The 26,515-nt window shown below is 46.8% G+C and carries 18 protein-coding genes and 1 riboswitch; of the genes, 12 read left to right on the forward strand and 6 right to left on the reverse strand.

The window, feature by feature from the left end; all coding sequences use genetic code 11:
- Window positions 1-25 precede the first annotated feature (25 nt).
- Window positions 26-135, reverse strand: a riboswitch (TPP riboswitch).
- A gap of 270 nt (window positions 136-405) precedes the next feature.
- The 6 genes from ACWGXJ_RS02080 (at window position 406) to ACWGXJ_RS02105 (ending at window position 7,905) form a co-directional block, all read left to right on the forward strand.
- Window positions 406-840, forward strand: a complete 435-nt coding sequence (locus ACWGXJ_RS02080) for a pyridoxamine 5'-phosphate oxidase family protein (protein WP_061831133.1) — start codon at window positions 406-408, stop codon at window positions 838-840.
- 220 nt (window positions 841-1,060) lie between these two features.
- Window positions 1,061-3,163 carry a bifunctional 2',3'-cyclic-nucleotide 2'-phosphodiesterase/3'-nucleotidase gene (locus ACWGXJ_RS02085; protein WP_452566046.1) on the forward strand — a complete coding sequence of 701 codons (2,103 nt, stop codon included), beginning with the start codon at window positions 1,061-1,063 and terminating at the stop codon, window positions 3,161-3,163.
- Window positions 3,164-3,439: 276 nt separating this feature from the next.
- Window positions 3,440-4,495 (forward strand): EAL domain-containing protein, encoded by a 1,056-nt coding sequence (locus tag ACWGXJ_RS02090; RefSeq protein ID WP_452566047.1) that lies wholly within the window; start codon window positions 3,440-3,442, stop codon window positions 4,493-4,495.
- A 400-nt stretch (window positions 4,496-4,895) separates the two neighbouring features.
- A complete protein-coding gene (locus tag ACWGXJ_RS02095; RefSeq protein WP_452566048.1) occupies window positions 4,896-5,909 on the forward strand; it encodes a zinc-dependent alcohol dehydrogenase family protein in 1,014 nt (337 codons plus the stop codon).
- Between the two features lie 31 nt (window positions 5,910-5,940).
- Window positions 5,941-7,098 carry an SMP-30/gluconolactonase/LRE family protein gene (locus ACWGXJ_RS02100; RefSeq protein ID WP_452566049.1) on the forward strand — a complete coding sequence of 386 codons (1,158 nt, stop codon included), beginning with the start codon at window positions 5,941-5,943 and terminating at the stop codon, window positions 7,096-7,098.
- Between the two features lie 18 nt (window positions 7,099-7,116).
- Window positions 7,117-7,905: an SDR family oxidoreductase gene (locus tag ACWGXJ_RS02105; RefSeq protein WP_452566050.1), complete on the forward strand. Its 789-nt coding sequence runs from the start codon at window positions 7,117-7,119 to the stop codon at window positions 7,903-7,905.
- Window positions 7,906-8,209: 304 nt separating this feature from the next.
- On the opposite strand, the gene ACWGXJ_RS02110 is transcribed toward ACWGXJ_RS02105, so the two are convergent.
- Window positions 8,210-9,301 (reverse strand): hypothetical protein, encoded by a 1,092-nt coding sequence (locus ACWGXJ_RS02110; RefSeq protein WP_452566051.1) that lies wholly within the window; start codon window positions 9,299-9,301, stop codon window positions 8,210-8,212.
- Between the two features lie 272 nt (window positions 9,302-9,573).
- Here ACWGXJ_RS02110 and ACWGXJ_RS02115 point away from each other — a divergent pair, with 272 nt between their 5' ends.
- Window positions 9,574-11,271 carry a glycoside hydrolase family 13 protein gene (locus tag ACWGXJ_RS02115; RefSeq protein ID WP_452566052.1) on the forward strand — a complete coding sequence of 566 codons (1,698 nt, stop codon included), beginning with the start codon at window positions 9,574-9,576 and terminating at the stop codon, window positions 11,269-11,271.
- Window positions 11,272-11,342: 71 nt separating this feature from the next.
- Here the strand turns inward: ACWGXJ_RS02115 and ACWGXJ_RS02120 are convergent, their stop codons facing one another.
- Complete coding sequence (locus tag ACWGXJ_RS02120; RefSeq protein ID WP_452566053.1) at window positions 11,343-11,600, reverse strand: HAD family hydrolase; 258 nt, start codon at window positions 11,598-11,600, stop codon at window positions 11,343-11,345.
- A gap of 183 nt (window positions 11,601-11,783) precedes the next feature.
- Window positions 11,784-12,581, reverse strand: coding sequence for a delta-lactam-biosynthetic de-N-acetylase (gene pdaA / locus ACWGXJ_RS02125; RefSeq protein WP_452566054.1), 798 nt, complete (start codon window positions 12,579-12,581; stop codon window positions 11,784-11,786).
- 262 nt (window positions 12,582-12,843) lie between these two features.
- Here pdaA and ACWGXJ_RS02130 point away from each other — a divergent pair, with 262 nt between their 5' ends.
- Window positions 12,844-13,866: a methionine ABC transporter ATP-binding protein gene (locus tag ACWGXJ_RS02130; RefSeq protein WP_452566055.1), complete on the forward strand. Its 1,023-nt coding sequence runs from the start codon at window positions 12,844-12,846 to the stop codon at window positions 13,864-13,866.
- A complete protein-coding gene (locus ACWGXJ_RS02135; RefSeq protein ID WP_061831143.1) occupies window positions 13,863-14,528 on the forward strand; it encodes a methionine ABC transporter permease in 666 nt (221 codons plus the stop codon). The genes ACWGXJ_RS02130 and ACWGXJ_RS02135 overlap by 4 nt, the downstream gene beginning before the upstream one ends.
- Here ACWGXJ_RS02135 and ACWGXJ_RS02140 read toward each other — a convergent pair.
- A complete protein-coding gene (locus ACWGXJ_RS02140; protein ID WP_452566056.1) occupies window positions 14,525-14,899 on the reverse strand; it encodes a MerR family transcriptional regulator in 375 nt (124 codons plus the stop codon). The two genes, ACWGXJ_RS02135 and ACWGXJ_RS02140, sit on opposite strands and share 4 nt — an antisense overlap.
- Before the next feature lie 98 nt (window positions 14,900-14,997).
- Entirely contained in the window at window positions 14,998-15,978 is a 981-nt protein-coding gene (locus ACWGXJ_RS02145; protein ID WP_025722907.1) for an aldo/keto reductase, read from the reverse strand.
- 275 nt (window positions 15,979-16,253) lie between these two features.
- Between ACWGXJ_RS02145 and ACWGXJ_RS02150 the strand changes: the two genes are divergently transcribed.
- The 3 genes from ACWGXJ_RS02150 to ACWGXJ_RS02160 all read left to right on the forward strand — a co-directional run bounded on the left by ACWGXJ_RS02150 (window position 16,254) and on the right by ACWGXJ_RS02160 (window position 24,341).
- Window positions 16,254-19,724, forward strand: coding sequence for an S-layer homology domain-containing protein (locus tag ACWGXJ_RS02150; protein WP_452566057.1), 3,471 nt, complete (start codon window positions 16,254-16,256; stop codon window positions 19,722-19,724).
- A gap of 162 nt (window positions 19,725-19,886) precedes the next feature.
- Window positions 19,887-23,033 carry an ATP-binding protein gene (locus ACWGXJ_RS02155; protein ID WP_452566058.1) on the forward strand — a complete coding sequence of 1,049 codons (3,147 nt, stop codon included), beginning with the start codon at window positions 19,887-19,889 and terminating at the stop codon, window positions 23,031-23,033.
- Between the two features lie 156 nt (window positions 23,034-23,189).
- Window positions 23,190-24,341: a response regulator gene (locus tag ACWGXJ_RS02160; RefSeq protein WP_452566059.1), complete on the forward strand. Its 1,152-nt coding sequence runs from the start codon at window positions 23,190-23,192 to the stop codon at window positions 24,339-24,341.
- A 277-nt stretch (window positions 24,342-24,618) separates the two neighbouring features.
- On the opposite strand, the gene ACWGXJ_RS02165 is transcribed toward ACWGXJ_RS02160, so the two are convergent.
- Window positions 24,619-26,388, reverse strand: coding sequence for an alpha-glycosidase (locus ACWGXJ_RS02165; protein WP_452566060.1), 1,770 nt, complete (start codon window positions 26,386-26,388; stop codon window positions 24,619-24,621).
- Window positions 26,389-26,515 lie beyond the last annotated feature (127 nt).

Below are 26,515 nucleotides of genomic sequence, written 5' to 3' on the forward strand. Positions count from 1 at the left end.
AAGGGATGGTCCTATGTAAAAAAGGCACATCTTGCTTAAGCATTCCTACGCTGGCATTACCCAGATCAGGTTGTAAGGGTCAGTGTCTTGGGACACACTCTCAGCCGGCCGATTCCAGCACCCCTGGCATTGTATGGTTTAATGGGTTCATTTATTCGGGTTTACTACGACGATTATATGCCTTGAATGCGGGTCTGTCCAGCATGGAGGAAGAGATGACGGTTCATTTGCCGAACGACAGGGTACACTTTTACTGTGAGCTTCGATCTGAAAATGAGCATGCATCAATCCGATCTGATCGGGTCATGTTATTTTCAGAACAGCTGCGCAGGTAGGTTCAGATGGGCTGGTGCCCAATGGCATGGCCGTAGAGAATTCTAATTCGTGAAAAGGAGTTGTTGTACTGTGGGTAAAACGGAAACATTGGATCGTAGCCAACTAGAACAAGCCATTGTGAAGGCTTTGGATAACAACAAATTTTGCTCGTTAGGTACGGTAGAGGGTGGCAAACCGAAAGTACGCTATATGGCCCTTTTTAACGATGGAATGAACATTCATCTGGCGACAGATCGTAAAACGCATAAAGTGGATGAGCTAAAGGATAATCCGAATGCTTATCTGCTGCTGGGTTATGAAGTTGGCGGTACAAAGGAAGTCGTAGAAGTGGAGGCTACTGTCCAGATTACAGCTGATGAGGGGCTACGCAAACAAGTGTGGAACGATTCCTTGAAGGAATGGTTTTCCGGACCGGATGATCCCGATTATGTCATTCTGGACGTGAATCCGACTCGCATTGAGTATGTGGGTCAGCAAACGGAGCGCCAAGTGTGGAATAAATAATGAGAATATAAATGGATAAACCAGTGAATCTCCGAGTTTTTTAGGAGGTTTGCTGGTTTTTTATTTTTGAGAGAATTAATTATTTTTTCATAAATAATTTAAGTGAATGACTACTCTTTTGTCTGGCGTTGGATTAAAATAGAAATGGTGGGTTCAAGGCTTACATATATGTGCAAAAGTATGTATATGAGGCATACACCTTAATGAGGAGGGGTATATTTTGTTATTTCGTAAAAATTGGTTTAAAGGGTTTACAGCAACCGTTGTAGCTTGTAGCATGCTGGTGTTTTCGGCCGCTCCATCCTGGGCAGCTAGCGATTCTCGCGATAGCGCTACGGTGAATTTGCGGATCATGGAAACAACGGATATTCATGCGTCGCTGATGAACTATGATTACTATTCAGACAAAGAAACCAACGAATATGGCTTGATTAGCACAGCTGGTTTGATCCAACAGGCGCGCAGTGAAACAAGAAACAGCATGCTGTTCGATAACGGTGATTTGTTACAGGGCAATCCATTAGGCGATTATATGGCCAGAAACAAAACCTATGAAAAAGAAGGCGGTGTCCATCCAGTCTACAAGATGATGAACTTGATGGGCTATGATGCGGCGACAGTGGGCAACCACGAATTCAACTATGGTCTCGATTTTCTGGAAAAATCGCTCAAGGGAGCCGATTTCCCTTACGTAAATGCGAATGTTTATGTTGATAAGGGGGGGCAAGCTACTAAAAATTATTTTACCCCTTATCAAATTCTTGATAAAACGGTAACGGATGAGAAAGGTGAAGAGCATACGCTCAGAGTGGGTGTCATCGGCTTGGTCACACCTCAAATTATGCAGTGGGATGAAGCCAATTTGAAGGATAAAGTCGTTACGAAGGATATTGTGGAAACGGCGAAAAAGTTTATTCCTCAAATGAAGACGGAAGGTGCTGACATTATTGTCGTGCTTGCGCACACAGGTTATGAGGATGTGCCGCAAACGCCAATGATGGAGAATGCCGTTAAATATTTAAGCCAGGTGGACGGAATTAACGCTATTCTGTTTGGGCATGCTCATAAATCTTTCCCTGGTCCTGATTTTAAAGAAATGAAGGGTGTAGATCTAGATAAAGGGACCATTAACGGCGTACCGGCCGTGGAAGCTTCCTCATGGGGCAAGGAGCTGGGTATTATTGACCTGAGCCTGGAAAAGAAAAACCGCGAGTGGAACGTAACAAACTCTCAGTCTGAAGTACGTCCGGTTGTGAATACCACTAACCAGGCTGTGCAGTTTACTCCTGACTACAAACTGACAGATTCGATCAAGGAAGAGCATCAAGGAACCTTGGATTATATTCGTCAACCTGTCGGAACAACGACTGCACCGATTACCAGCTATTTTGCATTAGTGCAGGACGACCCTTCCATTCAAATCGTGACGAATGCACAGAAATGGTATGTTCAAAACCATCTTAAAGGAACTGAATACGAAAAACTTCCAGTATTGTCGGCAGGCGCTCCATTCAAGGCCGGCGGTCGAAACGGAGCCGAGTATTACACCAACATTCCTGAAGGTACGGTAGCGATTAAAAACGTATCCGACCTGTATGTGTATCCGAACACGGTTCATGCTGTAGAAGTGACCGGTGCTGAAATTCAGGAATGGCTGGAGTGGTCTGCAGGTCAGTTCAACCGCATTGATCCAAAGCAAACTGAGGAGCAATCGCTGATCAACAAAGATTTCCCAACCTACAATTTTGATGTCATTGACGGTGTGAATTACCAGATTGATGTAACTCAGCCTGCACGATATGATGCCAAGGGAACTATTATTGATTCTTCAGCTCATCGTATCAAGGATCTGCAATACAATGGAAAAGCGATAGATCCTGCACAGAAATTTATCGTGGCCACCAATAACTATCGTGCTTCCTCATCCAAACTGGCCAACCCAGATGGCAAACGAATTGTGATGGCAGCACCGGATGAAAGTCGCCAGGTCATTGTTGACTATATCCGTACGAACGGAACGATTAATCCATCGGCGGATGGCAACTGGTCTATTGCTCCTTTTGGTCAGGCAAAGGTTACTTTCGAGTCCTCTCCTGATGCCAAAGACGTGCTGGCAGGAAATCAACAAATTTCATTCTTGAGCAGCGCGGCAGACGGCTTTGCCAAATACAGCTTAAAAGCTGGCGCTAAGCCTAGTGCAGCAACGACTCCTGTAAAGGAAGCTGTGGCTCCCGCGAAAGCAACAGCAAAGCCAGCTGTTAAAACGACCAAACCCGCGACTGTTAAACCAGCTAAAACAACGAAGCCAAAGGCGTCCAAATAACTTCGAACTTTAGTTTTCAATCAATATCAGAATGAAGCAGCAAGTCTCTTTAACCAAGAGATTTGCTGCTTTTTTTAATGCCAAAAACAACAGCACCCGAATTTATCATGAGTGCAAAAAGTTTTCTGTTTTTTGTCGAACATATACTTAAGTCCTAAGTTGTCGTTAGGAATAAGCTAGTTTTTTGTAAAAACACGTAGTTATATAGTACTTTTGTTCTAGTTATTTGTGATATAATGGTGAAAAAACCGGAAAATTGTTCCGAGGAGGACCATTATGACATGCAGCAATTGCAGCATCATATTACCTATTAAGGATCAAGGATTGCTCAGAATTAGGCATTCCAGGGTGTCGCTTACTCCAGTATTAGATGGTTTGGGTATGCTATCGGAACAAATGAAGCAGGAGCGTGAGGGTGGCATAGAATTTCGCTATGACAGTCGTTCAGAGCTGGAACAGCTGGTTAACGGACTGGCTCGTCTGCCGCAAGAATACTTGAACCATATGCAAATTGTGGTGACCGGCTTGCATCATGTCGAAGGATATGAAGAGTGGCTTTTATTTAGTCAATTGCAAGCCAGACTGCAACATCCGGATATCGTGAATATCATTAAGGATCAGAGTTTTTCCAGCCATATGCAACCTATTGTTGACCACAAGCTGGATATTATCGGGTTTGAGTTTTTACTGCGTCCGTCACATGCGGAGAGACCTTTTCAGCCTTTCCGACTGTTTGAAATCGCCCGTGAAGCTGGTTTGCATGCTCATCTGGATCGCTCGGCTCGTATTTCCGCTATTGAAAAAAGTGCAACATGCCTTCCGGCGGGAATTAAACGTTTTATTAACTTTCTCCCTTCGACCATTTATAATCCGGCTTATTGCTTGAATCACACCTTTGAGACGATTGATCACTTATCCATGAATACGAAGGATTTTGTATTTGAGGTCGTAGAAACGGAAGAAATAGACGACCTTAATTTTTTGCATCATATCTTTGATCAATATCGCAATCGAGGAGTTTCGGTAGCGCTGGACGATGTGGGGGCAGGTTATTCTACGACAGAGCTTATGAATTGCCTTCAGCCGGATTATGTTAAAATTGACCGCAGTATAATTGACGGCTGTCATAGTAACAGTGATCAGAAGCGGCAAATTACAGGGATTGTAGAATCGGCTTTTCGTTTTGGAGGCCAAGTGTTGGCTGAAGGCGTAGAGCAGATGGAGGATTTTGAATTTTGCCGTGAAGCAGGTGTATCACTGGCTCAGGGTTATTTGTTTGGCAAGCCGGAGCCCGGTCCGCCCTCCACTTTTATACTTAGTAGCGTAATATAAGTCAGGAACAAATATAAGTAGACGTAGTTTATAAAAGTTAGAGCTTAAATAAGGCTGTGGCATAAGCAAATTCCAATTCTATTGGACAGTGCTTATATCACCATTAATGTAAAAAAAACGCGAGTTGCAGAGGTTATCTCACCTTTGCAACTCGCGTTTTTTGGTCATGCTTGCCTCACCTGAGCAAGTTCTGGACAAGCGAAGCCACCCAGTCTCGAATTTACTTGGTAAGGAACGTTAAAAGCCTGGAACAGTTTACGACCATTTTTATTTTTAAAGTAAAGATTGACGTTTTGAAGACAATTGGATACAGTGTATTACATAGGAAACAGTGTTTCTTTCGTAATACACTGTATCCATACTAGGTAAAAAGTTTAACATTACAGGGAGGACAACCAAAATGAAAGCAGTGCAACTGAAAAATGGTTTTGGCTTTGAAGAGTTAACCTTGACGGAACTTGACATACCGGTGCCAGGACGGCTGGAAGTTCTGATCCGCATAAGGGCAGCGTCTCTGAATTACCGGGATTTGGTAATCATTAACGGAGTAATGCCAATCGGCATTCAATTTCCCTTCATTCCGTTATCTGATGGAGCGGGTGAAATTGTAGCTGTGGGCGAAGGGGTGACAAAATTTCAGATTGGACAAAGGGTAGCGGCAAATTTACAACAGAAATTCATTGGCGGGAGCACGAGAGCGGAGGTCTTAAAGGACAGTCTGGGAGGCCCGCTCAGTGGAGTGGCGTCTGAATATATCGTTCTGCATGAAGAAGGGGTCGTCGCCATTCCGGATCACCTTTCTTGGGAGGAGGCTTCCACCTTGCCGATTGCAGCATTAACCGCATGGAGCATGCTGATGGAATCCGGCGGGCTGCGAGCGGGGGATACGGTGCTCTTGCAAGGAACAGGCGGTGTTTCCATCTTTGGGCTTCAATTCTCTCTGATGGCGGGAGCAAGGGTAATTATCACATCGAGCAGCAATGACAAGCTGGAACGGGCAAAGGATCTCGGCGCATGGAAGACAATCAACTATTCGGAAGTGCCTGAGTGGGATAAAGTGGCTCTGGAGCTGACAGACGGCGGAGTCGACCATGTCCTGGATGTAGGGGGAGCGGCAACAATGGCGCAATCCATCAATGCACTTCGTACCGGAGGGACTGTGAACATGGTCGGCTTCTTATCGGGCTTGACTATTCCTGAGTTCGATGTCACCAGCATTTTGCAGAAGGCTGCGACGATTCGCGGCAGCCAAGTCGGTAACCGGGAACATTTCGAAAATATGAATCGTGCCATTTCCCGCCATCGTTTACATCCTGTCATTGACCGGGTATTCCCGCTCAGCCGAATCGGCGAAGCCTTTGCACTTTTGGCTGAAGGAAAACAGTATTTCGGTAAAATCGTCGTTCAAATATAAATATTATTCACATCACATAGGAGGCAATCTAATGCCCAGTAAAGCTGATTTATCTGTCAAAGATTCTCAAGGAAGAAAGAATAAGAAACTGCGTAAATGGGTACGCAGAACCGGAGTAGCGCTGCTGGCGGTAGTCCTTCTGGGAGTGGTTGTTTTTATGCTCATCCCTTCCCCTGTCCAGCCTGCAAAATGGTTTGCACCTTCGGCCCCCTCATTTGAACAAGCGGGTCCATGGCAACAAAACAACAAACTCAGCTCCGCAGAGCTTGTTACAGATGCCCCTAAGTTTCCGGAATTTATCACCTTTGACAAGGTAGGAAATTTATATACGGGAGACTCCGACGGGAAAATTTATAAGGTTGCCTTTGATACTAAGGGCAATCCGCAAAAGGCCCAGCTATATGCAGATACCCAAGGAACGCCCAATGGACTTATGTTTGATGCAAGTGGAAATTTGATCGTTACGGATGTTAAGAAGGGGTTGCTGTCGGTAGATCCTTCCGGAAAAGTGACGGTGTTGGCCAATCAAGTCGACGGCACACCGATCTATTTGGCCAACGAGCTGGATATTGCCAAAGATGGTACCATTTATTTTTCTGACACCTCCAATTATGGCAGTGTAGTCTTCAAAGAAATCGCCGAGAACAAGCCACATGGACGTTTGCTGAAATATGATCCGGTGACCAAGCAGACGACAGTTCTGTTGGAAGGCCTTTATTTTGCGAACGGGGTTGCCTTGTCTGCGGACGAAGATTTTGTGCTTGTGGCAGAGTCGTATCACTACCAATTGACCCGATACTGGCTCAAAGGGCCGAAGAAGGGGACTTCGGATATTTTTGTGGATAATCTTGCCGGTTTTCCGGATAACATTACGCGTGATGATCAAGGCCATTTCTGGGTCGGTCTCTTCACAACACGTATTCCCTTTGTAGATCAGATGCATGGAAGCCCGTGGCTGGCTGGAATGATGGCCAAATTGCCACAATCGCTGCTCAGCGGTGCAAGCGCACCTGTGAAGCATGGGCTTGCTGTGGAGCTTAATCCGCAGGGTAAACTCATCGGAAGCTGGCATGATCCTGAAGGCTCGCTTTATGGGGTAACCACGGCTGTAAACCATGACGGATATTTATATATAGGTACAGCTCCTGGAGGCAGCCAGGGTGTTCATCGCGTGCTTTTAACCAAATAAGCTTGGGGAGGGTATAACATGATATTGGATGAGTTGAGATTATCCTGGAAATCGAAGAAAAACCTGGCCGGGAAAGTAGCTTTGGTAACAGGCGCAAGCAGCGGCATTGGGGCATCGATTGCCAAAAAACTGGCAAAGCGAGGCGCGTATGTAGCTGTATTGGCACGCCGTCAGGAACGATTAGATGAATTGGTTCGCGACTTGCACCAAGAGGAATTGTACGAGGTCATGGCAATACCTGCCGATATCCAAAAAGCTGAAGACGTACAGCAGGCGGTCCACGCCATTCTTGAACGCTGGGGACGGCTTGACATTATCGTTGCCAATGCGGGCTTCGGGTATCGAAGCCCACTGGCAGAAGTGGAACTGGAAAGGTGGGAGGAGCTTTACAAGACGAATGTGCACGGTCTTGTCCTGACACTGAAGTACGGACTTCAGCCAATGAGGGAACAGGCCAAGGGGGATGTTGTCATTGTCTCCTCTATTGCAGCGAAGGAAGTGGTTGCCGGAGGAGGACTATACAGCGCTACCAAGTACGGCGTTAGCGCCATAGCCTCTGCATTGCGTTTGGAGACCAGTACGCAAGGAATTCGTGTAACTGCGATTCACCCCGGGGCGGTGGCGACGGAATTTTCGCAGGTGGCCGGATATCCCGAGCAGGAAATTCGGGCGTTTGCTTCGAGCGTTTTGCCGCTGCATCCCGATGATGTCGCAGAAGCTGCCCTTTTTGCACTAGAGCAGCCGGAGCATGTCAATATTCCAGAGTTGACCATTATGCCTTCGAGGCAGGTCCAGCGGTTCAAATAGAGCGATATTTATTCTGACACAAACCGGGTAAGCGGGTATGGTCATCGCCGATGCCGGGTATGGCGGCGATGAGGACTACGTGCCTTCGTTTGACCAAATCCGCTCAAATGGGTGAGCATGAACCAAAAAGCGCGAGCTATAGGGGGAATAACCCTTGCACTCGCGCTTTTTTGTACTAATGACGAAGCGTGACTGTCCAATAAAGTTTAAAACCAGCTTTGGGACAGCTCATTTACTATAAAGCAGACCATATCCTGTGAAAATTTTGGCTCCACGTTCGCTTATCCAGTCATCGTGAGCATAGCTATAGTGTAATGACGTACAGACCTAGCGGCGTAGTTGCACTGCCGGCGACCATGAAGCTCAGATCATAGCTGGATCTGCCGGGAGGGACGCTGATATCAGCCAATCGGCATACCTTGGTATTATCTCGTAGCAGAGGAATACCATATACACGATCATCCACACGTACAGATCCGGCGAACGCGCCCCCACGTGGATTGGCGTAGATTCGTACGATACGTACCTCGTCACTGTTATTAACGATGGGAATGGTCGCGTTGTATATGGTTCCGAATTGTCCGCGATTATCTAGCGCAGGCCCCAGCTCGCTGCGTGCCCCGGTAAATAGCAGATCGGCAGGAGTCTCGCCGTTCAGCTTTTTGGTGGCACACGCCCGATAGTTGGCGCTCTGCCCCACCACGTACTCTGGCATCCGCGCATTCGTTTCGGAAAAGGACCACACCCCTCGTGGATGCGCCTGGGGTGGAGGTACGGGAGGAAGCGCATCCATATGAATCTGGCGCAGATCGGTCTGCGTATCCTTGCTGATCACGGTGCGAATCACATAATCCAGCGTACCATGGCCTTCAGCAAATTCTACTGTGAGGTCATAGATGAATCCGGCCAGCGATCCTTCGGGCAGCTCAAATTCCTCCAGCAGGGCGGTGCCTTTGCTGAATTTATGACGGTCTGCTGGCTTCAGACGTTCCATCGTACCCGCCAAACAGCTTTTGGCAATAGACTGCCCGACATCTATAATCCAGTTGCCATCCTCAGGCACAATCTTAAGGGCACGTTCAATATGACGTACTTCTAGTTTAGCAGCGCTTCTGTTCTCTACGGTGATGCCCAGTTTAACAGCGCTGCCGATTTTGTTATAATGCCAGCCGAAAATGCGATGTTTGACCGTTCGGGTTGTCGTGCGTACCACGTCATGCCACAGGGTGGCTTGCTCGGTAGGTACCGTCACATGGGTAAGCGTCTCTGGATTATCGCTAAGCATCAGGCGGCGGGTTCCCCCCTCATTGGCTGACTCCACATCCACATGGATATTGGGCGGGATCACAGCAGTTTCCACAATCAGATCCTTTGGCTCCTTGGGTCGATGGTTCATGTCAATTCCTCCTTTTATTCAAAAATGGCACCGCTTTGGGTACATGTATATGGGCAGTTCATAAATATAGGTAACGCCAGATACACTTTTACAACCTGTTTTGCAAAATATTTTTTTAAAATAAACCTCCGTAGGTTATAGCGGCTCTGCTGATGCATGGAAGCAAGCTTACAAGACTCTTGTTCCCCTTCACTAACGATTCGCAGACAGGTATTGCGTGTATGTTAAGAGCATAAGCTATTGGATGTACAGAGAAGCTACAGGAGGGAAACATGCCTAGAAAAATATGGTGGAAGGAAGCCGTTGTATATCAGATTTACCCGATCAGTTTTCAGGATTCTGACGGAGACGGTAAAGGGGACTTACGAGGTATTTTGTCCAGGCTGGATTATTTGTGTGAGCTGGGTATTGATGTAATCTGGATTTGTCCGGTATATAAATCGCCCAATCACGATAACGGATATGATATTAGTGATTATTATGCCATTATGGATGAGTTTGGAACAATGGAGGATTTTGACGAACTGCTTCACCAGGCGCATGAACGAGGCATCAAAATCATGATGGATTTGGTATTAAACCATACATCGGATGAGCATCCGTGGTTTACGGAGTCACGCTCGTCCAAGGATAATCCGAAGCGGGACTACTACATATGGCGAACAGGCAAAAATGGCGGATATCCGAACAACTGGGAATCGTATTTTTCCGGTTCAGTGTGGAAATATGACAAGCTTACAGACGAATATTACATGCATCTGTATTCCGAGCATCAGCCAGATCTGAACTGGGAAAATGAAGAGATGGTGGGCGAGCTCTACCGCATGGTGGAATGGTGGCTGAAAAAGGGAGTCGATGGCTTCCGTTTTGACGCCATTGCCCATATTGTCAAAGCCGAAGGGCTGCCGGATGCCGATAATCCTGACAAACGAACCTTGGTACGTGCCTATCAGCTTTTTTCCAATCTGGAACAGGTACATGTGCTTCTACGGATGCTGAATGAAAAATTACTGGAGCGTTATCCCTTAATGACAGTTGGCGAAACGTCTGGTTTAGGACCGGAACAGGCGCTTGATTATGTGGGGGACCAGCGGCATGAGCTGAATATGGTTTTCCAGTTTGAACACATGTTTATTGATGCCCAAGGTCTGGGGACGGAAAAATGGAAATCCAAGCCGTGGACACTAGTGGAGCTGAAAAAAATAATGAGCAGCTGGCAGACAGTGCTTCATGAGGAAGGATGGAATGCCAATTATCTGAACAATCATGATCAGCCGCGGGCCCTCTCGCGATTTGCGAATGATGGACAATATCGTGTGGAGTCGGCCAAAATGCTGGCAACCTTCACGCATATGCTAGAGGGTACGCCTTATATTTATCAGGGTGAGGAAATTGGGATGACGAATATTGCATTCCCGTCCATTGATGATTATCGGGATGTGGAAACGTTGAATTATTATGAGCAACAACGGAAGATAGGTGAGTCTGAGGAACAGATTATGGCAGAGATCTGGCGGAAAAGTCGGGATAATGCGCGTACTCCCATGCAATGGAATGCTGGACCTTCAGCCGGATTTACCGATGGGGAGCCGTGGATGAAGATTAATAATAACTACACGCACATTAATGCAGAGGCAGAAAGAAGTAATCCAGACTCGATTTTCCACTATTATCGCAAGTTGATTGCTCTGCGTAAACAACATGAGGTCATAGTCTATGGCGAATACAAGCTGCTGTTGCCGCTGGATACGGAGCTGTATGTATTCACTCGTATGCTGGGAGAAGAGCGTTTGCTCGTCATTTTGAATTTCTTTGACCGTGATCCGGTGTACCACTGGCCCGAGGAGGACTTTCCTGTCGCTAAGGCGGAGCTGCTGCTGTCCAACTACAAGCCGGTTCAAGGGGAACAACTGCATGCCTTGAAGCTGCGCCCTTATGAAGCCAGGGTGTATAAGCTAACCATGCAATAGGCGTTGCTATCTTTAGAATGGTAAAAGGAAGGGAAGGTTCATAGAGAGACCTTCCCTTTCTTGGCGTTTGGCTAAGTGGTAACTGTTTCAGCCAACTCACGTATTTTGGCGATAATCCGGTCTTCTTGATGTTCCCCTTCGTTAGAGATCGATTCAGTCGCGAAGGCAGCCAGTTCAGGATGGTGATGAATCATGACGGCATGTTGTGCCTCCTTGAACATCGGAATATCATTCGCATCATTGCCGAAAGCGATAAATTGACGAGGCTGCACACCAATCTTCTGAAGCGCGTTCCATTTATGGATATTTTGCGGGCTGATGTCCAGCACTTATTCATTACGGTGTTGATGGATGACCACGCCGAGTGGCGAAAGCTTGGCGGCCAGCTCATCCATATCGTTATATCCATTACCTTCCTTGGTCGTAAACTAAAAAGCCCGATTCACACTGGCTACCATGGGCAGGTGTGGATCGGGCTGATAACGTATCGACTCATTAAATTCGATTACTATTTAGTGATAATGTTTCACCTTAAGGTCGTCTAGACTTTTAAACTCATACCCTTGCTTGCGAGCCTCGTCGATGATAGAACCAAGTGCCTCGGCATTGTCCTTGGATACGGAATGGAGCAGAATGACCGCACCAGGGTGGAGCTGACCAATGACTTGACGATAGGCATAGTCCGTTCCTTGCTGTATATTTGTGTCCCAATCCTTGTAAGCCACAGACCAGAATACGCTTGTATATCCGGCTTCTCGACAGGAAGCCAATGCTTTTTCACTAAAAATGCCGCGAGGCGGCCGGACGTATTTCATTTCTTTTTGCCCGGTTAGCTCTGCCGATGCATTTCGTACCCGATCTAGCTCAGACCGGATCTCTGTCGAAGAAATGGTGCTCATATCAGGATGGCTCCATGAATGGTTTCCGATAATATGGCCCTCACTGGCCATGCGTCGCATCAAATCAGGCTGGTCTTTTACAAAATGCCCCGTCACAAAGAAGGCGGCGGGAACCTTTTTGGCCTTCAATACATCCAGCACTTTGGGAGTATACCCATTCTCATAGCCGTTGTCGAAAGTGAGAAATAATTCTTTTTTAGTGGTATCCCCCAGAAAGATGCCACCTTGCCTTTCGATTAGTTGCATAAAGCCTTCTTGTGCGATGGAAGGCAGCTCCCCTCCCTTACTTTTTTTGAACCCAAAATGATAAGGCTGTCCGCCAACAGTCTGAGTAGCCCATGCGGGTTCTGCCGTAACTGTCAACATCCCTATAACTGCAACGCATAGCCACAAGGTAAATATTCGCTTCATCTATCTTCCTCCGCTTCCGTCCCGTTCGGGCAAGGTGTGTATGCTTCGGCATATTTCATACCATTTGCAATATCATGCTGATTTATGCAAGAACTGAACTAACCAAGACTCAAAACACATATTGACATGAATATTAAATCGAAGTAGTATACTTTATAAAACTCACTAGAATACTCGGATTTAATTCGATCGTTCATGCCAAAGAAAAGCAATCAGCTTAGAACATCTTACATACTTGTGAGAACGGAAGGAGTTAGGACTCATGATTGAACTTAGGAATGTATCCAAAACCTATGTGAGAAAAGGTCTAAGTATTGAAGCGTTAAAAAATATAAATATCAAAGTGGATAAAGGAGATATTTTCGGATTTATCGGATTCAGTGGCGCAGGGAAAAGTACGCTAATCCGTTTGGTCAATCGTCTGGAGAAGGTAACCAGCGGAGAGGTTCTTGTTGAGGGGGAACAGTTAAATACCTACTCGACCTCTGGGCTGCGGAAGGTAAGGAAGAAGATCGGAATGATTTTTCAGCATTTTAATCTGCTGGAATCGAAAACAGTGTTCGACAACATTGCAATTCCGTTGGTGCTGCTTAAGCGCAACAAACGGGAAATAGAGAGGCGTGTAAAAGAGCTTTTGGCGTTCATAGGATTGTCGGACAAGGCAAATAGCTACCCCAGCGAGCTTTCCGGCGGACAAAAGCAGCGTGTAGGGATTGCACGGGCGCTTGCGAGTAACCCGTCCATTTTGCTCTGTGATGAGGCAACCTCGGCACTTGATCCGCAGACCACACAGTCAATTCTCGACTTGCTTCGCAAAATCAATAAGGAATACAAGATCACCATTTTGATCATCACCCATGAGATGTCGGTGATTCAGCGGATTTGCAACAAGGTAGCCGTAATGGAAAAGGGGGAAATCATCGAGCAGGGCAATATTCTGGAGGTATTCGGGCAGCCGCAGCACCCAACGACACAGAGCTTTGTACGCACGGTCATCCACGATACGGTACCCGAGAGTGTGCTGCAAACGTTCGAACAGCAAGAATCACAACGAATATACAAGCTGGAATTTATAGGGCAGGTTGCTTCTGATCCGGTGGTTCATGAATTGATTCGGCAGCATGATATCCACGTGAACATTTTGTTTGCCAACATGACGGAGATTCAAGAAACGACGATTGGCTATATGACGATTCAACTGCGCGGTGGACAGCATGCCGTTCAGCAGGCTGTTGATTTTCTCAAGAGCAAAGGAGTCCATATTCAGGAGGTAGAGAGTCTATGATGATTACAGGAACTACGATCACCTGGGATCAACTGTGGGAAGCTTTGTATGAATCCGTGCTCATGGTCAGCATATCATTATTCATTGGCGCCCTGATCGGTATCCCTATCGGTATTTTACTCGTCATCACCCGTCCAGGCGGAATTCTGGAGAACAAATGGCTGCACAATATTTTGAATCCAATCATTAACATTGTTCGTTCCTTACCGTTTATTATCTTGCTGATTGCGATCATTCCGTTAACCCGTCTGATTGTGAATACATCCATTGGGACCAGCGCGGCAATTGTCCCCTTGATTATATATATTGCGCCATATATCGGAAGGCTGGTCGAAAACTCGCTGTTGGAGGTAAATCCGGGGATATTGGAGGCAGCAGATGCGATGGGGGCGACCCCGTTTCAGGTCATTCGATACTTTTTGCTTCCTGAGGCATTCAGTTCTCTGATTTTGTCGTTAACGACAGCAGCCATTGGTCTGATTGGGGCTACTGCTATGGCTGGTGCGGTCGGCGGAGGCGGAATTGGCGATCTGGCGATCGCATATGGCTATCAACGTTTTGATACGCTGGTTATGCTGATTACCGTCATCATTCTAGTCTTGTTTGTACAAGGTGTTCAGTCCTTGGGGAACCTATTATCCCGTAAAGCACGCAGGGGCTAAATTAGATGTTTTTCTTTTTCACCTATTGTCTGTTCATAGCTTGTAATTTTATAATCCATGCGTTCCAACACATTTTCCATATCTTTCATTTTTGCAATAAGCTGCTTGCGCTGCTCTATTAGGAGTTCTTTTCTAGCATTCATCGTTTCATCACCCTGTTGGAATAACCTAACATACTCAATCAAAATTTCAATGGGAAGTCCTACGCCTCGCATACATTTAATATATTCAACCCATCTGCAATCTTCTTCCGTGTAATCCCTGATGCCCCTTTTATTACGGTTCACACGCGGAATAAGTCCGATGCGTTCATAATAGCGGAGTGTATCCTGAGATAGTTCGAATTTTTTGCTTACTTCTGCGATCAACATGCAGACTTCACCTCCTGATTTCTGATCAAGAACGCCCTATGTAAATGGATAGGGCGTTCTTGTCGTTTCTTATTTCGAAACTGTCATTTCATCCATATTTACTGAGCGCCAACTACCGGATGAGGAACATACGGCTCTTCCAGCAATGCAATTTCTTCAGGTGTTAACGTAATCGAAAGAGCAGCTACTGCATCTTCGAGATGAGACGTTTTCGTAGCACCGATAATGGGAGCTGTTACCGGTTCTTTCTGTAGCAACCAGGCAAGTGCGATTTGAACGCGAGGAACTCCACGTTTTTCTGCGATGGCCGCAACCTGCTCCACGATCAATCGATCGGTATCGGCAGTCGCATCGTATTTAGATTTCGCAACTTGATCGGTTTCGGAACGATGTGTTGTTTCCTGCGCATCACGCGTCAATCTTCCACCTGCAAGCGGGCTGTATGGAATCACACCGATTTTTTCTTCCTTACAAAGCGGCAGCATCTCTCTCTCCTCTTCACGATATAAGAGATTTAAATGATTCTGCATTGATACAAATCGGGTCCATCCATTCTTTTCAGCGACATGTAACGCCTTTAGAAACTGCCATGCGTACATAGCAGAAGCACCAATATATCTTGCCTTCCCGGCCTTCACAACATCATGTAATGCTTCCATCGTCTCTTCAATAGGGGTATTGTAATCCCAGCGATGGATTTGGTACAGATCCACATAATCTGTCCCCAGTCGCTTAAGGCTCTTATCTATTTCACTCATGATAGCCTTTCGGGAAAGTCCCGCACCATTCGGGCCTTGATGCATACGGAAATGAACCTTTGTCGCGAGGACAATTTCATCTCGATTCGCATAATCCTTTAAAGCCCGTCCAACAATTTCTTCGCTAGTTCCATCTGAATATACATTCGCGGTATCAAAAAAATTAATACCTAGCTCCAGGGCATTTTTTATAATGGGACGACTGCGCTCTTCATCTAGTATCCATGGGTGAATCCACCGTTCTGCAACCCCAAAGCCCATACACCCAAGACAAAGCCGGGATACATCCAAGCCGGTATTTCCAAGTTTCACATAGTCCATTTGATTATACCTCGCTTTCCTAGATATTGTTTTCTTCAAATGTAGTCTACTCCAGCTACTTACACCGGATATTATTACATTTGGAGTTCACTCCAAGTCAAGCGATTTTGTTGCGTGATGCCTTCATATAGGACTAATTGTTCAGAATCGGTTCAGTGGGGTTTCGTATACTTCTCTTAGCATAGTTCCTTGGTTGCATAAATCGTAGAACTAAACATGACTAAAGCCTTTGATATAACAGGATATATGCCAATAAATAGTGTCTAGGAGTGGAAATGTTGAAACTTGTAAATCGGAATAAATGGATTGCATCTGCGATGGTATTGGGTATTGCTTCAGGTTCAATCGTATCTCTGCCTTGGGTGGGCGGCGTCCAGACTGCTTATGCAGCGACAGCAGATACGCAAAGCGAAACTGGATTTGTAACACAAGCTCGCACCTTGGGTTTGATGACAGGCGGTAATCAGGGCGATTTTATGGCACAAAAAAATTTGACCCGTGCAGAAGCGGCTAAAATTTTGTGCAGTCTGTTCCAGTTGGAAGTTAACAACCAGTCGCAGACTTCTTTTATGGATGTATCGTCCGATGCATGGGGCGCTCCCTATATTGAGGCTGTACGTGCAGCCGGGTATATGACAGGTAACGGGGAACTGTTTCGTCCGGGGGATGCCATTACCAAGGAAGAACTGATCGTATCGCTCGTACGTGCAATGGACTTACAGGATGCCGGCACAGCGAATGCACAGCAAAATGCAGTTCAAGTTGCCCGCTCTTATGGTCTGTTATCAGAGGATGCTTCTACAACGGATTTGAAAAATCCATTGAACCGGGAGAGTGGTGCGGAAGTATTCGTCAGCCTGCTGGATCATCCGGTAGGAGAAGTGAAATCAGAGGGCAATACTGTTCGAATCGGAAATATCCCGTACCAGTTGGAAGGATCTTTGCAAGGTTTGTTTGGTGAAAATAACAAAGCTGTACTAAAAGGGGCAAAATTCGACCTTAACCGTAATTTGCGTACACTGACAGGTGTGAATAAGCTGGAAATTAACGCAGACGGCGGCGTTTTTGACGGTAAGGGTGTATCTTTTGAAGGACGCCTGATCGTTAATGGCTCGGTAACCTTGAAGAACATGTCCTCTACAGGGGTATTGGAAATCAAAGGCTCAGGGACCCAGCCTGTATCGGCCATTTTGGAAAATACGGCATGGTCTAGTGTGGAGCTGGGCTCTAAGGATGCAAAGCTGACTGCAACCGGGACGACGAAGATCGACAACCTGACGCTGAAAAATGATGCATCGATCGTGACCGAGGGAAATGCCGCGATTAGCCGCGTTTCGTTGCAACAGGGACTGGGCAAGCTGTTGGTTAGCGGCAGTATTGGTTTGCTGGATGCATCACAATATGTGGGCGTTCCTTTTATTACGCTGGCTAAGGGAGCTACAATCAACAAGCTTAACCTGCCGGAACAAAAACAGCCGCAGGATGTTATCATTAACTATGATGCGATGAAAGAAGCTGTTAGTCTCGTGAATGGCACGACGAACTCGTCCTCTACTGGATCGGTTGTCACGGAAACAGAGAGCAAAGATAAGAAAAAACACAACAGTGACATTGTCAACGTAGACCGCAGTCAGCTGGAGGCAGAAGTCCATGCAGCCAAAGATCTGCTGGATCGTGCAGGTGAGGGTGGACCGGATCAGGCACTCTACCCGGCTACGGCGAGGGAAAGCCTGTCGGCAGCAATCCATCAGGCTACGCTGGTACTCAACAATACTACAGCTACACAGGCAGAGGTAGATCAAGCGCTCAGCACATTGAAACAGGATGTTTCTGTGTACACAGATTCAGCCACAGAACCGGCGATTGGAACACAGGAATTAGTTAGACTGATTCAGGTAGCTTCGACTACCCTTGAGCAAAACCGAATGGTTGGCGACGAATTCCCGCCTCTTTGGGATGAATCACTAAGTCAAGCTATTCAATTTGGCAACAATGTGTTGGAAGGGAATGCTCCTCAAAATATTGTGGATCGGGAAGTAGTAAGCCTGCGTCGAGTAATTGAAGTCTACAATGCATCAGTAAAACTCAGAGATGCCTATCTGCATTTTCTCGATGTAACGGATCATGTGGAGAATTTGAAAACAGACAAAGCGCGTTACAAGTCCTTAGTGAGAGAAGGATTAAATGTATATGTGAACCCATTAACTACAACGGAGCAGTTGGACGAATGGACACGAAAAATAAAAGATACGACAGAAGCATTCATGGCACTGCAAGCAGCGGACTTCTCAGTACTTAAAAATACTTTACAAGAAGCGCTGGTTATCTACGATCAGAGTGGCTCTCAAAATGCCGAACTGGGCAACCTCATTCAGGAATATACAGAGAAGATGCATACGGCTATGACGCAGCAGGACGTATTGATCTTGAACATGGAGCTGAGTCAAAGACTTGCGGAATTCACTGCGCCAGTGCCTGCTACAACTCGGGAAAAACTGCAACAGCTGATTCATGACGTTCATCTAAAACTGCTGTCTGACCCTATCGCTCGTAATTATTTGAATACGGAAATGCTCCCTTTAGAGCAACTAACAGAACAAGCCAACTTTGCACTCATGATGCCGTTTACTCCTGAGGAGCAATTGGTGATCTCTTATAATCAATTAAGTCAGGCTAAAGGGAACTATATTGAAAAATATAACGAGAAAAGACTACAATTAAGACACGAAATCATTGAAATGCAGGCATCGATCAATGGAATTTTGGTGCGAAATTCAGGCTCATTAAGCGCTGAAGCCCAGCAAGCCTTGTCTTCTGCTTCAGAGCATGCCTCCATCTTCTTAGTTTTGCCTAGCTTTGAATTGCAAGACGTGGTTCCTGTATACGAGGAGTTGCAACAGGTACAGAGCCAGTATGCTGCACCCATAGCAGTGGATACCATGTTCTTAAATTTCAACATAAGTATAGCTAATAATGAAGTTCAGACGTTCGGCCGTCATTATACCCAACAAGATAACGAAGAACTTCAAGGGCAAATTAATCAGGCAAGCCTTGTGCTTAATACTCCGGATATTACACAGCTTCAGGTAGACCGGGCTAACACAGATTTGATTACAGCACTTTCGAACTACCAATCCAATTGGATCGTAACTGATCTTGATATCAATGAGCTCAAGAACATTGCGAACAATCTGCTTACAGTAAATGGTACAGATCCTACGACGGTCTACTTTCACAGAGTAGTGGATGCATACAATCGTCTGGACCAGTATCTCCCTATGCCGGAAATCAAGAAAAATTATATGAATCTGGAAGATGCGATTCAGGAGTATAAAGATTTTATAGCCAGCCAGCAACAAAGCAGCGGAACAGGAAGCAGTGACAGCAGCGGTGGAGCAACACCACCAAGCGATAGCAGCGGAACAGGAAGCGGCGACAGCAGCGGTGGAGCAACGCCGCCAAGCGATAGCAGCGGAACAGGAAGCGGCGACAGCAGCGGTGGAGCAACACCACCAAGCGATAGCAGCGGAACAGGAAGTGGCGACAGCAGTGGAGGAGCAACACCACCGAGCGATAGCAGCGGAACAGGAAGCGGCGACAGCAGCGGAGGAGCAACGCCGCCAAGCGATAGCAGCGGAACAGGAAGCGGCGACAGCAGTGGAGGAGTAATACCACCAAGCGATAGCAGCGGAGACGATTCAGGCTCGATTCCTGGCGGTGGCAATGATGAAGGCATGATTCCTTAATAAGGGAAATGCAGGGAGTACAAGGGTGTATAAAAGGGGACGATTCCGCACAGATTTTTGTCTGCGGCGGGCGTCCCTTTTTGCATGGGCAGCGCTTCTAATACAGCTGGTTAGAATAACCGATACTAAAAGATAGACGATATTGAAAAGAGCGGGGGATTTATGAAAAAACAGGGGGTTTTATTTTTTATTATACTTCTGCTTGCGGTTGCGTTGCCGGTGTATCCGTTAGTGTCAGGTGTTTTATCTGGAAACAGTCATTGGAAAGCACACAACGGTGTTATTGATTTGCGTAATTGGGACCCTGAAAAGGAAGGCCCTATACAGCTGGGAGGGGAGTGGAAATTTTACCCCAATCAGCTTGTGCAACCTTCATCCTTTCATGAAATGCAACAAGATAAGGATTGGGAAAATCATCAGAGTTCTTCAGAGTTGAGGCTGGAAACGAGTTCTTCTGCCAAGATTGTGGATGTGCCTGGTAAATGGAATCAGTGGATGCCTAAGGGACAGGCGACCGGATATGGAACCTATCATATCCGTGTGCTGTTGCCTGAAAAAGCGGAAAATCTGTACGGCATCTATATGCAAAACATTCGCAGCGCCAGTCAAGTATGGATTGACGGAGAAAACGTGGGAGCAAGTGGTATTCCCTCTGTTTCTGCCGACAAGGGCAAGCAGGGCAATGTTCCCTATGTTGGATTTGCAGCGATAGATGGACATTCGGCTGATATTACCGTGCATGTGGCTAATTATAGCTACTCCTCCGGTGGAATCATTTATCCACTGTTATTTGGGGATTACGAGAGTATTACGCATAGCCGGGAAGTTGCAATGGCAGAGGACACCATACTGATAGCAGGATTTTTTATTCCTACCGTATTTTTTATCATGCTATACCTTTTACGTAAAAAGGAGAAGGCATTGCTTTACTTAGGATGCTTTTGTATCGCGGCTTTATTTTATATTCTGACACATGGAGAAAAGCTGCTGGCTTGGGGAATACCGGACTTACCTTATGAATGGATACTGAAAATACAGTCGTTCTCGTCAACCCTGTTCTACTATTTTCTGATCCACTATGTTCATCTTTCGACGCAGATTGTTATGAATCGGCTCGTGCTGCGCCTCTATAATATTACAACCGCACTGATGCTGGGTATGGGGCTATTTCTGCCTACATTGGTACTCTCATCCTTTGAAGCATTTATTCTTCTTTTTGGTGTAGTCAGTGTGGGATATGTATTACTGATCTTGATTCGTGGGCTTCTTCAACGGACGGATGACGCTGCACTGCTAGTCATTAGTATTATGAGCATTCTTATGATTGTAGTGACTAATTTTGTGTATATTCTGGGCTGGGGAGATGTGCGTGGGGTGACAGCCTATGAAATGCTCATATTCGTATTGGCTCAAACGCTCCTGCTGGCCAAACGTTTTGTACATTCGTTTATGGAGGTTGAGAACCTGTCACGACGGTTGCTAACACTGGATGGGTTAAAAGATGAATTTCTGGCCAATACGTCACATGAACTGCGCACTCCTCTGCATGGAGTAATTAATATCGCTCAATCCATGCTAGACCGCTATGGGACACAATTCAATGAGCCGCAAAAGCACAACTTGGTCTTGATTGCGAATATAGGACGCAGACTTTCGTATTTAATTAACGATATTCTGGATTTTTCTAATTTGAAAAATGGCAGATTAGCCTTAAATCGTCGGCCTGTCAATGTACAGGCAGCTGTGAAGTCCGTGTTGGAGGTATTGGGTCATACAGTGGGTAAGAAAAAGATTCAATTTGTCAAAGAATTGCCCAATTCGTTGCCCAAGGTAGATGCGGATGAGGATCGGCTGATTCAGATTTTGTACAATTTGTTGGGTAATGCGGTGAAATTTACGGAGGAAGGCGAAATCGTTATCTCTGCCAAAGCGGGGAACCGTGAAATGGAAATCAGTGTGAAGGATACCGGGTCCGGTATTGCCCAGGAGCATCTTTCGCATATATTTGAACCCTTTAACCGAGGGGCGAATGCTGAGGATGAAGGATACAGTGGAACAGGGCTTGGATTAGGCATAGTCCGTCGTCTGGTGGAGCTGCATGGTGGTCATATCCGGGTAGAATCTAGATTGGGCAAGGGTTCGACCTTTTATTTTACACTGCCCTTAGCGCAGACTGGAACGTTGGCACATGAAGCTCAAAAAGATGTTTCGTCTGCGGTTATATTGCAGCCTGGTGTGACGTCGGGTCGGAATGTGATTCCGCAGGAAGAAGATGCACTGGAGCAAGTTCAGACTGTTCCTTACAAAGTGCTGGCTGTAGATGATGATGCGGTTAATCTTCGGGTGCTGGAGGAGCTATTATATACCACAGGTTGTAGCGTGGTGGCGGTGGATCATGCCGAGGAGGCACTTCACATGCTGAATGGCCGTTCCCGATTTGACCTAGTCATTACGGATTGGATGATGCCGGAAATGTCCGGTATTGAGCTGTGCCGACGGATACGGGAACGGTATTCCCTGTCCGAGCTACCGGTGTTGCTGCTGACGGCACGCGACCTGCCCGGGGATATCCGCGCAGGTTTTATGGCGGGAGCTAATGATTTTCTGCGTAAGCCTGTTGATGCTGAGGAATTAAAGGCGCGTGTGCGCACGCTGTTGAACATGCGTCATTCGGCGGAGGAAGCGGTGCGTTCGGAAATGGCCTTTTTACAGGCACAAATCAAGCCGCATTTTCTGTACAATGCCTTGAATGTCATTGTTTCGACCGTAGCCGTAGACCCGGACAAAGCAGCGGAGCTGCTCATGGAGCTGAGTCAGTATTTGCGGGGCAGTTTTGATTTTCAGAACAGGGAGAATACGGTGCCATTATCCAAGGAGTTGGAATTGGTAGAATCGTATGTGGCACTGGAAAAAGCACGATTTGAAGAACGTTTGCAGGTGACCGTAGAGGTAGGAAGGAACATCCGGTCGCTCATCCCGCCATTAAGCATTCAGCCCATCGTGGAAAATGCGATACGGCATGGTGTGATGCAACGGGCAACAGGTGGAACCGTGCGAGTGGTTGTGCAGGAGGATGGAACCGATTTTGTGGTCAGCGTGACCGATGACGGCGTAGGGATTCCGTCCGAGCGACTGGAACAGCTGCTGTCGGAGGATCATGTATCTTCCAGCGTGGGACTGCGTAATATCCATCGCCGTCTTATCCATATGTATGGAGAAGGATTGCGAATTGAAAGTAATCCTATGCAAGGGACGACGGTAAGCTTCCGTGTGCCGGAAACGATCTCGCCCCGGAATACCGATGAATAAAAAAAGTACAGTACATTTGTCGGAAAAGCTAAAGTCACGCCCGCAATGATACGATATATAAAATATAAGAAATTAAAAATCGTAAGGATAAAGGCGCATAGCGTGTAAATAGAGCATCATGATGGATGTTGCAGCAGGAAGGGAGTACGGACACAAATGAAGGCGATTTTGATTGATGATGAGAGGTCGGCATTAACCTACTTGGAACGGTTGCTGGAGGCGGACGGACGGTTAACGGTAATGGGCAAATATACGTCTGCACAAGCGGGGCTGGATCATCTGGCGGCAGAACGTGCGGATATTGTTTTTATAGATATCGGAATGCCAGAGATGAATGGTCTGGAGGCCGCCGAGTGGATTCAACAGCTAGATTCCCATATTCATATCGTCTTTGTGACCGCGTACTCGGAATATGCTATTGAAGCGTTCGAGCTGCAAGCACTGGATTACTTGTTAAAGCCCGTTCATGCCCGGCGGCTATCCAAAACGTTAGATCGGATTGCAGCCACGCTGGCTGATCCCCGTTCTTCTAGTTTGGGAGCTTCAGCAGAGCAATCCCCCAAGGTACGTTGTTTTCAAAAACTTGAAATTTTGGAGGATGGACAGGAAGCCGTAGGTGCGAAACCCTTCAAATGGCGCACATTAAAGTCACAGGAGCTATTTTCCTTTTTATTACACCATGAAGGGGAATGGGTGAGCAAAGAACAATTGCTGGATGCGCTGTGGCCTGAATATCATTTGGACAAGGCTGTTGTTCACCTGCACACGTCCATTTACCAAATCCGCAAGGCGTTGAAAGAACGGATGCAAGATACGAAGCTGGAATATAATCTGGATCGCTACCGCTTGAACCGCAATGGCTGGATTACAGATGTGGAGCTATTCGAGCGGGGAATATCCGAATGGGCTGCATCCGGTAGCGGCGGTAAGCCGCGTATTGAGAGCCTGTTGGCACTATACCGTGGCAACTATCTGGAGGAGCACGATTACCCGTGGGCATATGCAAAAAGGGAGAAGCTGCGCAATATGTATCTGGCATGTGCTTCTGAGCTGGCGAGAGAAGAGCTTCGCTCAGGTCGTACCCGGCAGTCTGTTCAGCGCTTACTCAACCTACAGCAACGGGAGCCGTACTCAGACGATATCTGCAGTCTGCTGCTGACCGCCTACGCCCAACTGGGCGATTATACCACTGCGCAAAAGCATTATGAAAGCTTCGTCAGAATATTGGAAGATGAGTTGGGTATTGAGCCGCAGCAGGTGACGCACCAGTTGTACGTGCAATTGAAAACACAGACGCTACCTGCGTAAACTGCTGTACTGGCTCAGGTAGCACCTTCTTCAGCTCAGACAGGACAAGGCGGTAACCCCATTTCGATCAATGCTTCGGATGTTGGGGTAGTATGAACAGATGTTAAAAACAAATAATCGACAATAGAAGCTCATATTCAACGTAAAAAGACCACCGGGAACAAGTTAACTATCTTGTTCCTGGTGGTTTCGCTTTTTTGCCGTTATTCGGCAGTTACTTTCATCAGTATCCGCCTATAGAGGCGGATGCCTTGCTTCCCGTCTTGACATCGTCCTCTTAAGCAGGTTTTACTGACTGAGCAGGCGCTGCCTTCAGTACAGCGTATCCGTAGGGTGGAAGCTTGGCAAGCAGCCCCTTCTCTCTAACGGACCACTGGCTTTCGCCAAAGGCTAATTGCCATTCCTGCTCAGGAATGTCCAGTTCAAAAACGTGATCCTCATCGGAACGGTTGAGCAGCACGAGCAGCACCTCTTCCTCGCTGCGGCGCTCGTAGGCAAGTGAAGTGCCCTCTGGCTGTGCCTCCAAAAAGGTGATGCTTCCCTGATCACGGAGGACCGGGTGCCCCTTACGAAGCGCAATCAGCTCGCGGTAAAAGTCGAACAGCTCGCGGTCCTGTTTGTCGGTGTCCCACTCCATACACTTGCGGCAGCCTGGATCGGCATCTCCATCCAGGCCGATCTCATCGCCGTAATAGATGCAGGGTGCGCCCATGTACGTAAACTGGAACAGGGCGGCCAGTCGCATCAGCCGCTTGTCATCCCCGCACAGTGTCAGCAGGCGCGGTGTGTCGTGGCTATCCAGCAGATTGAAGGCAACCTCGGATGCTTGCTGTGGATAGCGGGCCAGCTGTCGTCCGATGGCGAAGGCAAAGCTTTGAGCATCGGTCACTTTTTTGACGAAAAAATCATTCACCGCGTAGGTGAACGGATAATTCATCGTTGCATCGAACTGATCCCCCTGAAGCCATTCAGACGATTCATTCCACATTTCACCCAAAATGTACGCATCTGGATTGGCCTGCTTGACCGTAGTGCGGAATTCCCGCCAAAAGGCGTGATCCACCTCGTCTGCCACATCCAACCGCCAACCATCGATACCGATTTCTTCGATCCAATGCTTTGCTACATCCAGCAGGTACTTTTTCACCTCAGGATGTTCGGTGTTCAGCTTGGGCATCATCGGTTCCAGCCCGAATGTATCATACGTCGGTATGCCATCCACCACTTCCAGGGGAAAGCTATGTACATGGAACCAGTCCTTGTAAGGCGAGGCTTCGCCTTTTTCCTGCACGTCAACGAACGGTTTAAACGTACGCCCTGAATGGTTGAACACCGCATCAAGCAGCACCCGAATTCCTCGGTCGTGGCAGGCATCGACCAGTTTTTTTAATGTCTTTTTGTCCCCGAAATGTGGGTCCACCTCCATATAATCCTCTGTATCATATTTATGATTGGTCGTCGCCTTGAACACAGGAGTCATATATATGGCGTTAATCCCTAGCTCGTTCAGGTGATCCAGGTGATCCAGAATCCCCTGAAGATCACCACCGAAAAAATTGTCTCTTTGTGGTGTTCCGCCCCATGTCTCTGCACCTTCTGGGCTGATAGAGGGGTCACCGTTCGCAAAACGTTCCGGGAAAATCTGATAAAATACAGCATCCTTCACCCATGCAGGTGGCTTCAGAATATCAATCGGGTTCAAAAACGGATATTGGAACAGTTTATCTGCATTTTGGGGTTCCTGGGTGGTGAAGTCGTCCTCGTTCATCCAAATACGTTCCTCACCGTCTTCTAGCAAAAATCCATATTTCAGCCGACGGTGAGTAGGTTTTACGCTGCATTCATAGTAATCAAACCTGCTATCGGTAGCGAATTTGGACATCGGGACAAGCTGTCGGGTACGGTCCCAATCGTATTTATCTCCGGTGAGAGCATGAACGGTATTTAGGTCATTTTTCTTCGCACGTAGCCGTAGAAATATCGTTTCATCATTGTAACCAAAAGCCCAATTACGTTTCGGGTGATGGTATATCGCTTCCAGCAGCATCGGGTAGTCCTCCTTTTTTACGAGCAATCAAATTTGAAAATGTGAAGCGTATGTCGTATAAGGTAGTTATTAACCTTTTTAAGTGGGTTATGTACCATAAATGCTATAATGCCCATTACATAAAAGA

The organism is Paenibacillus sp. S33 (genome assembly GCF_053615415.1).

Coding starts and splice junctions, on each gene's coding strand:
- ACWGXJ_RS02090 (WP_452566047.1), top strand. CDS start 3,440: ATGACATGCAGCAATTGCAGCATCATATTACCTATTAAGGATCAAGGA.
- ACWGXJ_RS02095 (WP_452566048.1), top strand. CDS start 4,896: ATGAAAGCAGTGCAACTGAAAAATGGTTTTGGCTTTGAAGAGTTAACC.
- ACWGXJ_RS02100 (WP_452566049.1), top strand. CDS start 5,941: ATGCCCAGTAAAGCTGATTTATCTGTCAAAGATTCTCAAGGAAGAAAG.
- ACWGXJ_RS02105 (WP_452566050.1), top strand. CDS start 7,117: ATGATATTGGATGAGTTGAGATTATCCTGGAAATCGAAGAAAAACCTG.
- ACWGXJ_RS02110 (WP_452566051.1), bottom strand. CDS start 9,301: ATGAACCATCGACCCAAGGAGCCAAAGGATCTGATTGTGGAAACTGCT.
- ACWGXJ_RS02115 (WP_452566052.1), top strand. CDS start 9,574: ATGCCTAGAAAAATATGGTGGAAGGAAGCCGTTGTATATCAGATTTAC.
- pdaA (WP_452566054.1), bottom strand. CDS start 12,581: ATGAAGCGAATATTTACCTTGTGGCTATGCGTTGCAGTTATAGGGATG.
- ACWGXJ_RS02130 (WP_452566055.1), top strand. CDS start 12,844: ATGATTGAACTTAGGAATGTATCCAAAACCTATGTGAGAAAAGGTCTA.
- ACWGXJ_RS02135 (WP_061831143.1), top strand. CDS start 13,863: ATGATGATTACAGGAACTACGATCACCTGGGATCAACTGTGGGAAGCT.
- ACWGXJ_RS02140 (WP_452566056.1), bottom strand. CDS start 14,899: ATGTTGATCGCAGAAGTAAGCAAAAAATTCGAACTATCTCAGGATACA.
- ACWGXJ_RS02145 (WP_025722907.1), bottom strand. CDS start 15,978: ATGGACTATGTGAAACTTGGAAATACCGGCTTGGATGTATCCCGGCTT.
- ACWGXJ_RS02150 (WP_452566057.1), top strand. CDS start 16,254: ATGTTGAAACTTGTAAATCGGAATAAATGGATTGCATCTGCGATGGTA.
- ACWGXJ_RS02155 (WP_452566058.1), top strand. CDS start 19,887: ATGAAAAAACAGGGGGTTTTATTTTTTATTATACTTCTGCTTGCGGTT.
- ACWGXJ_RS02160 (WP_452566059.1), top strand. CDS start 23,190: ATGAAGGCGATTTTGATTGATGATGAGAGGTCGGCATTAACCTACTTG.
- ACWGXJ_RS02165 (WP_452566060.1), bottom strand. CDS start 26,388: ATGCTGCTGGAAGCGATATACCATCACCCGAAACGTAATTGGGCTTTT.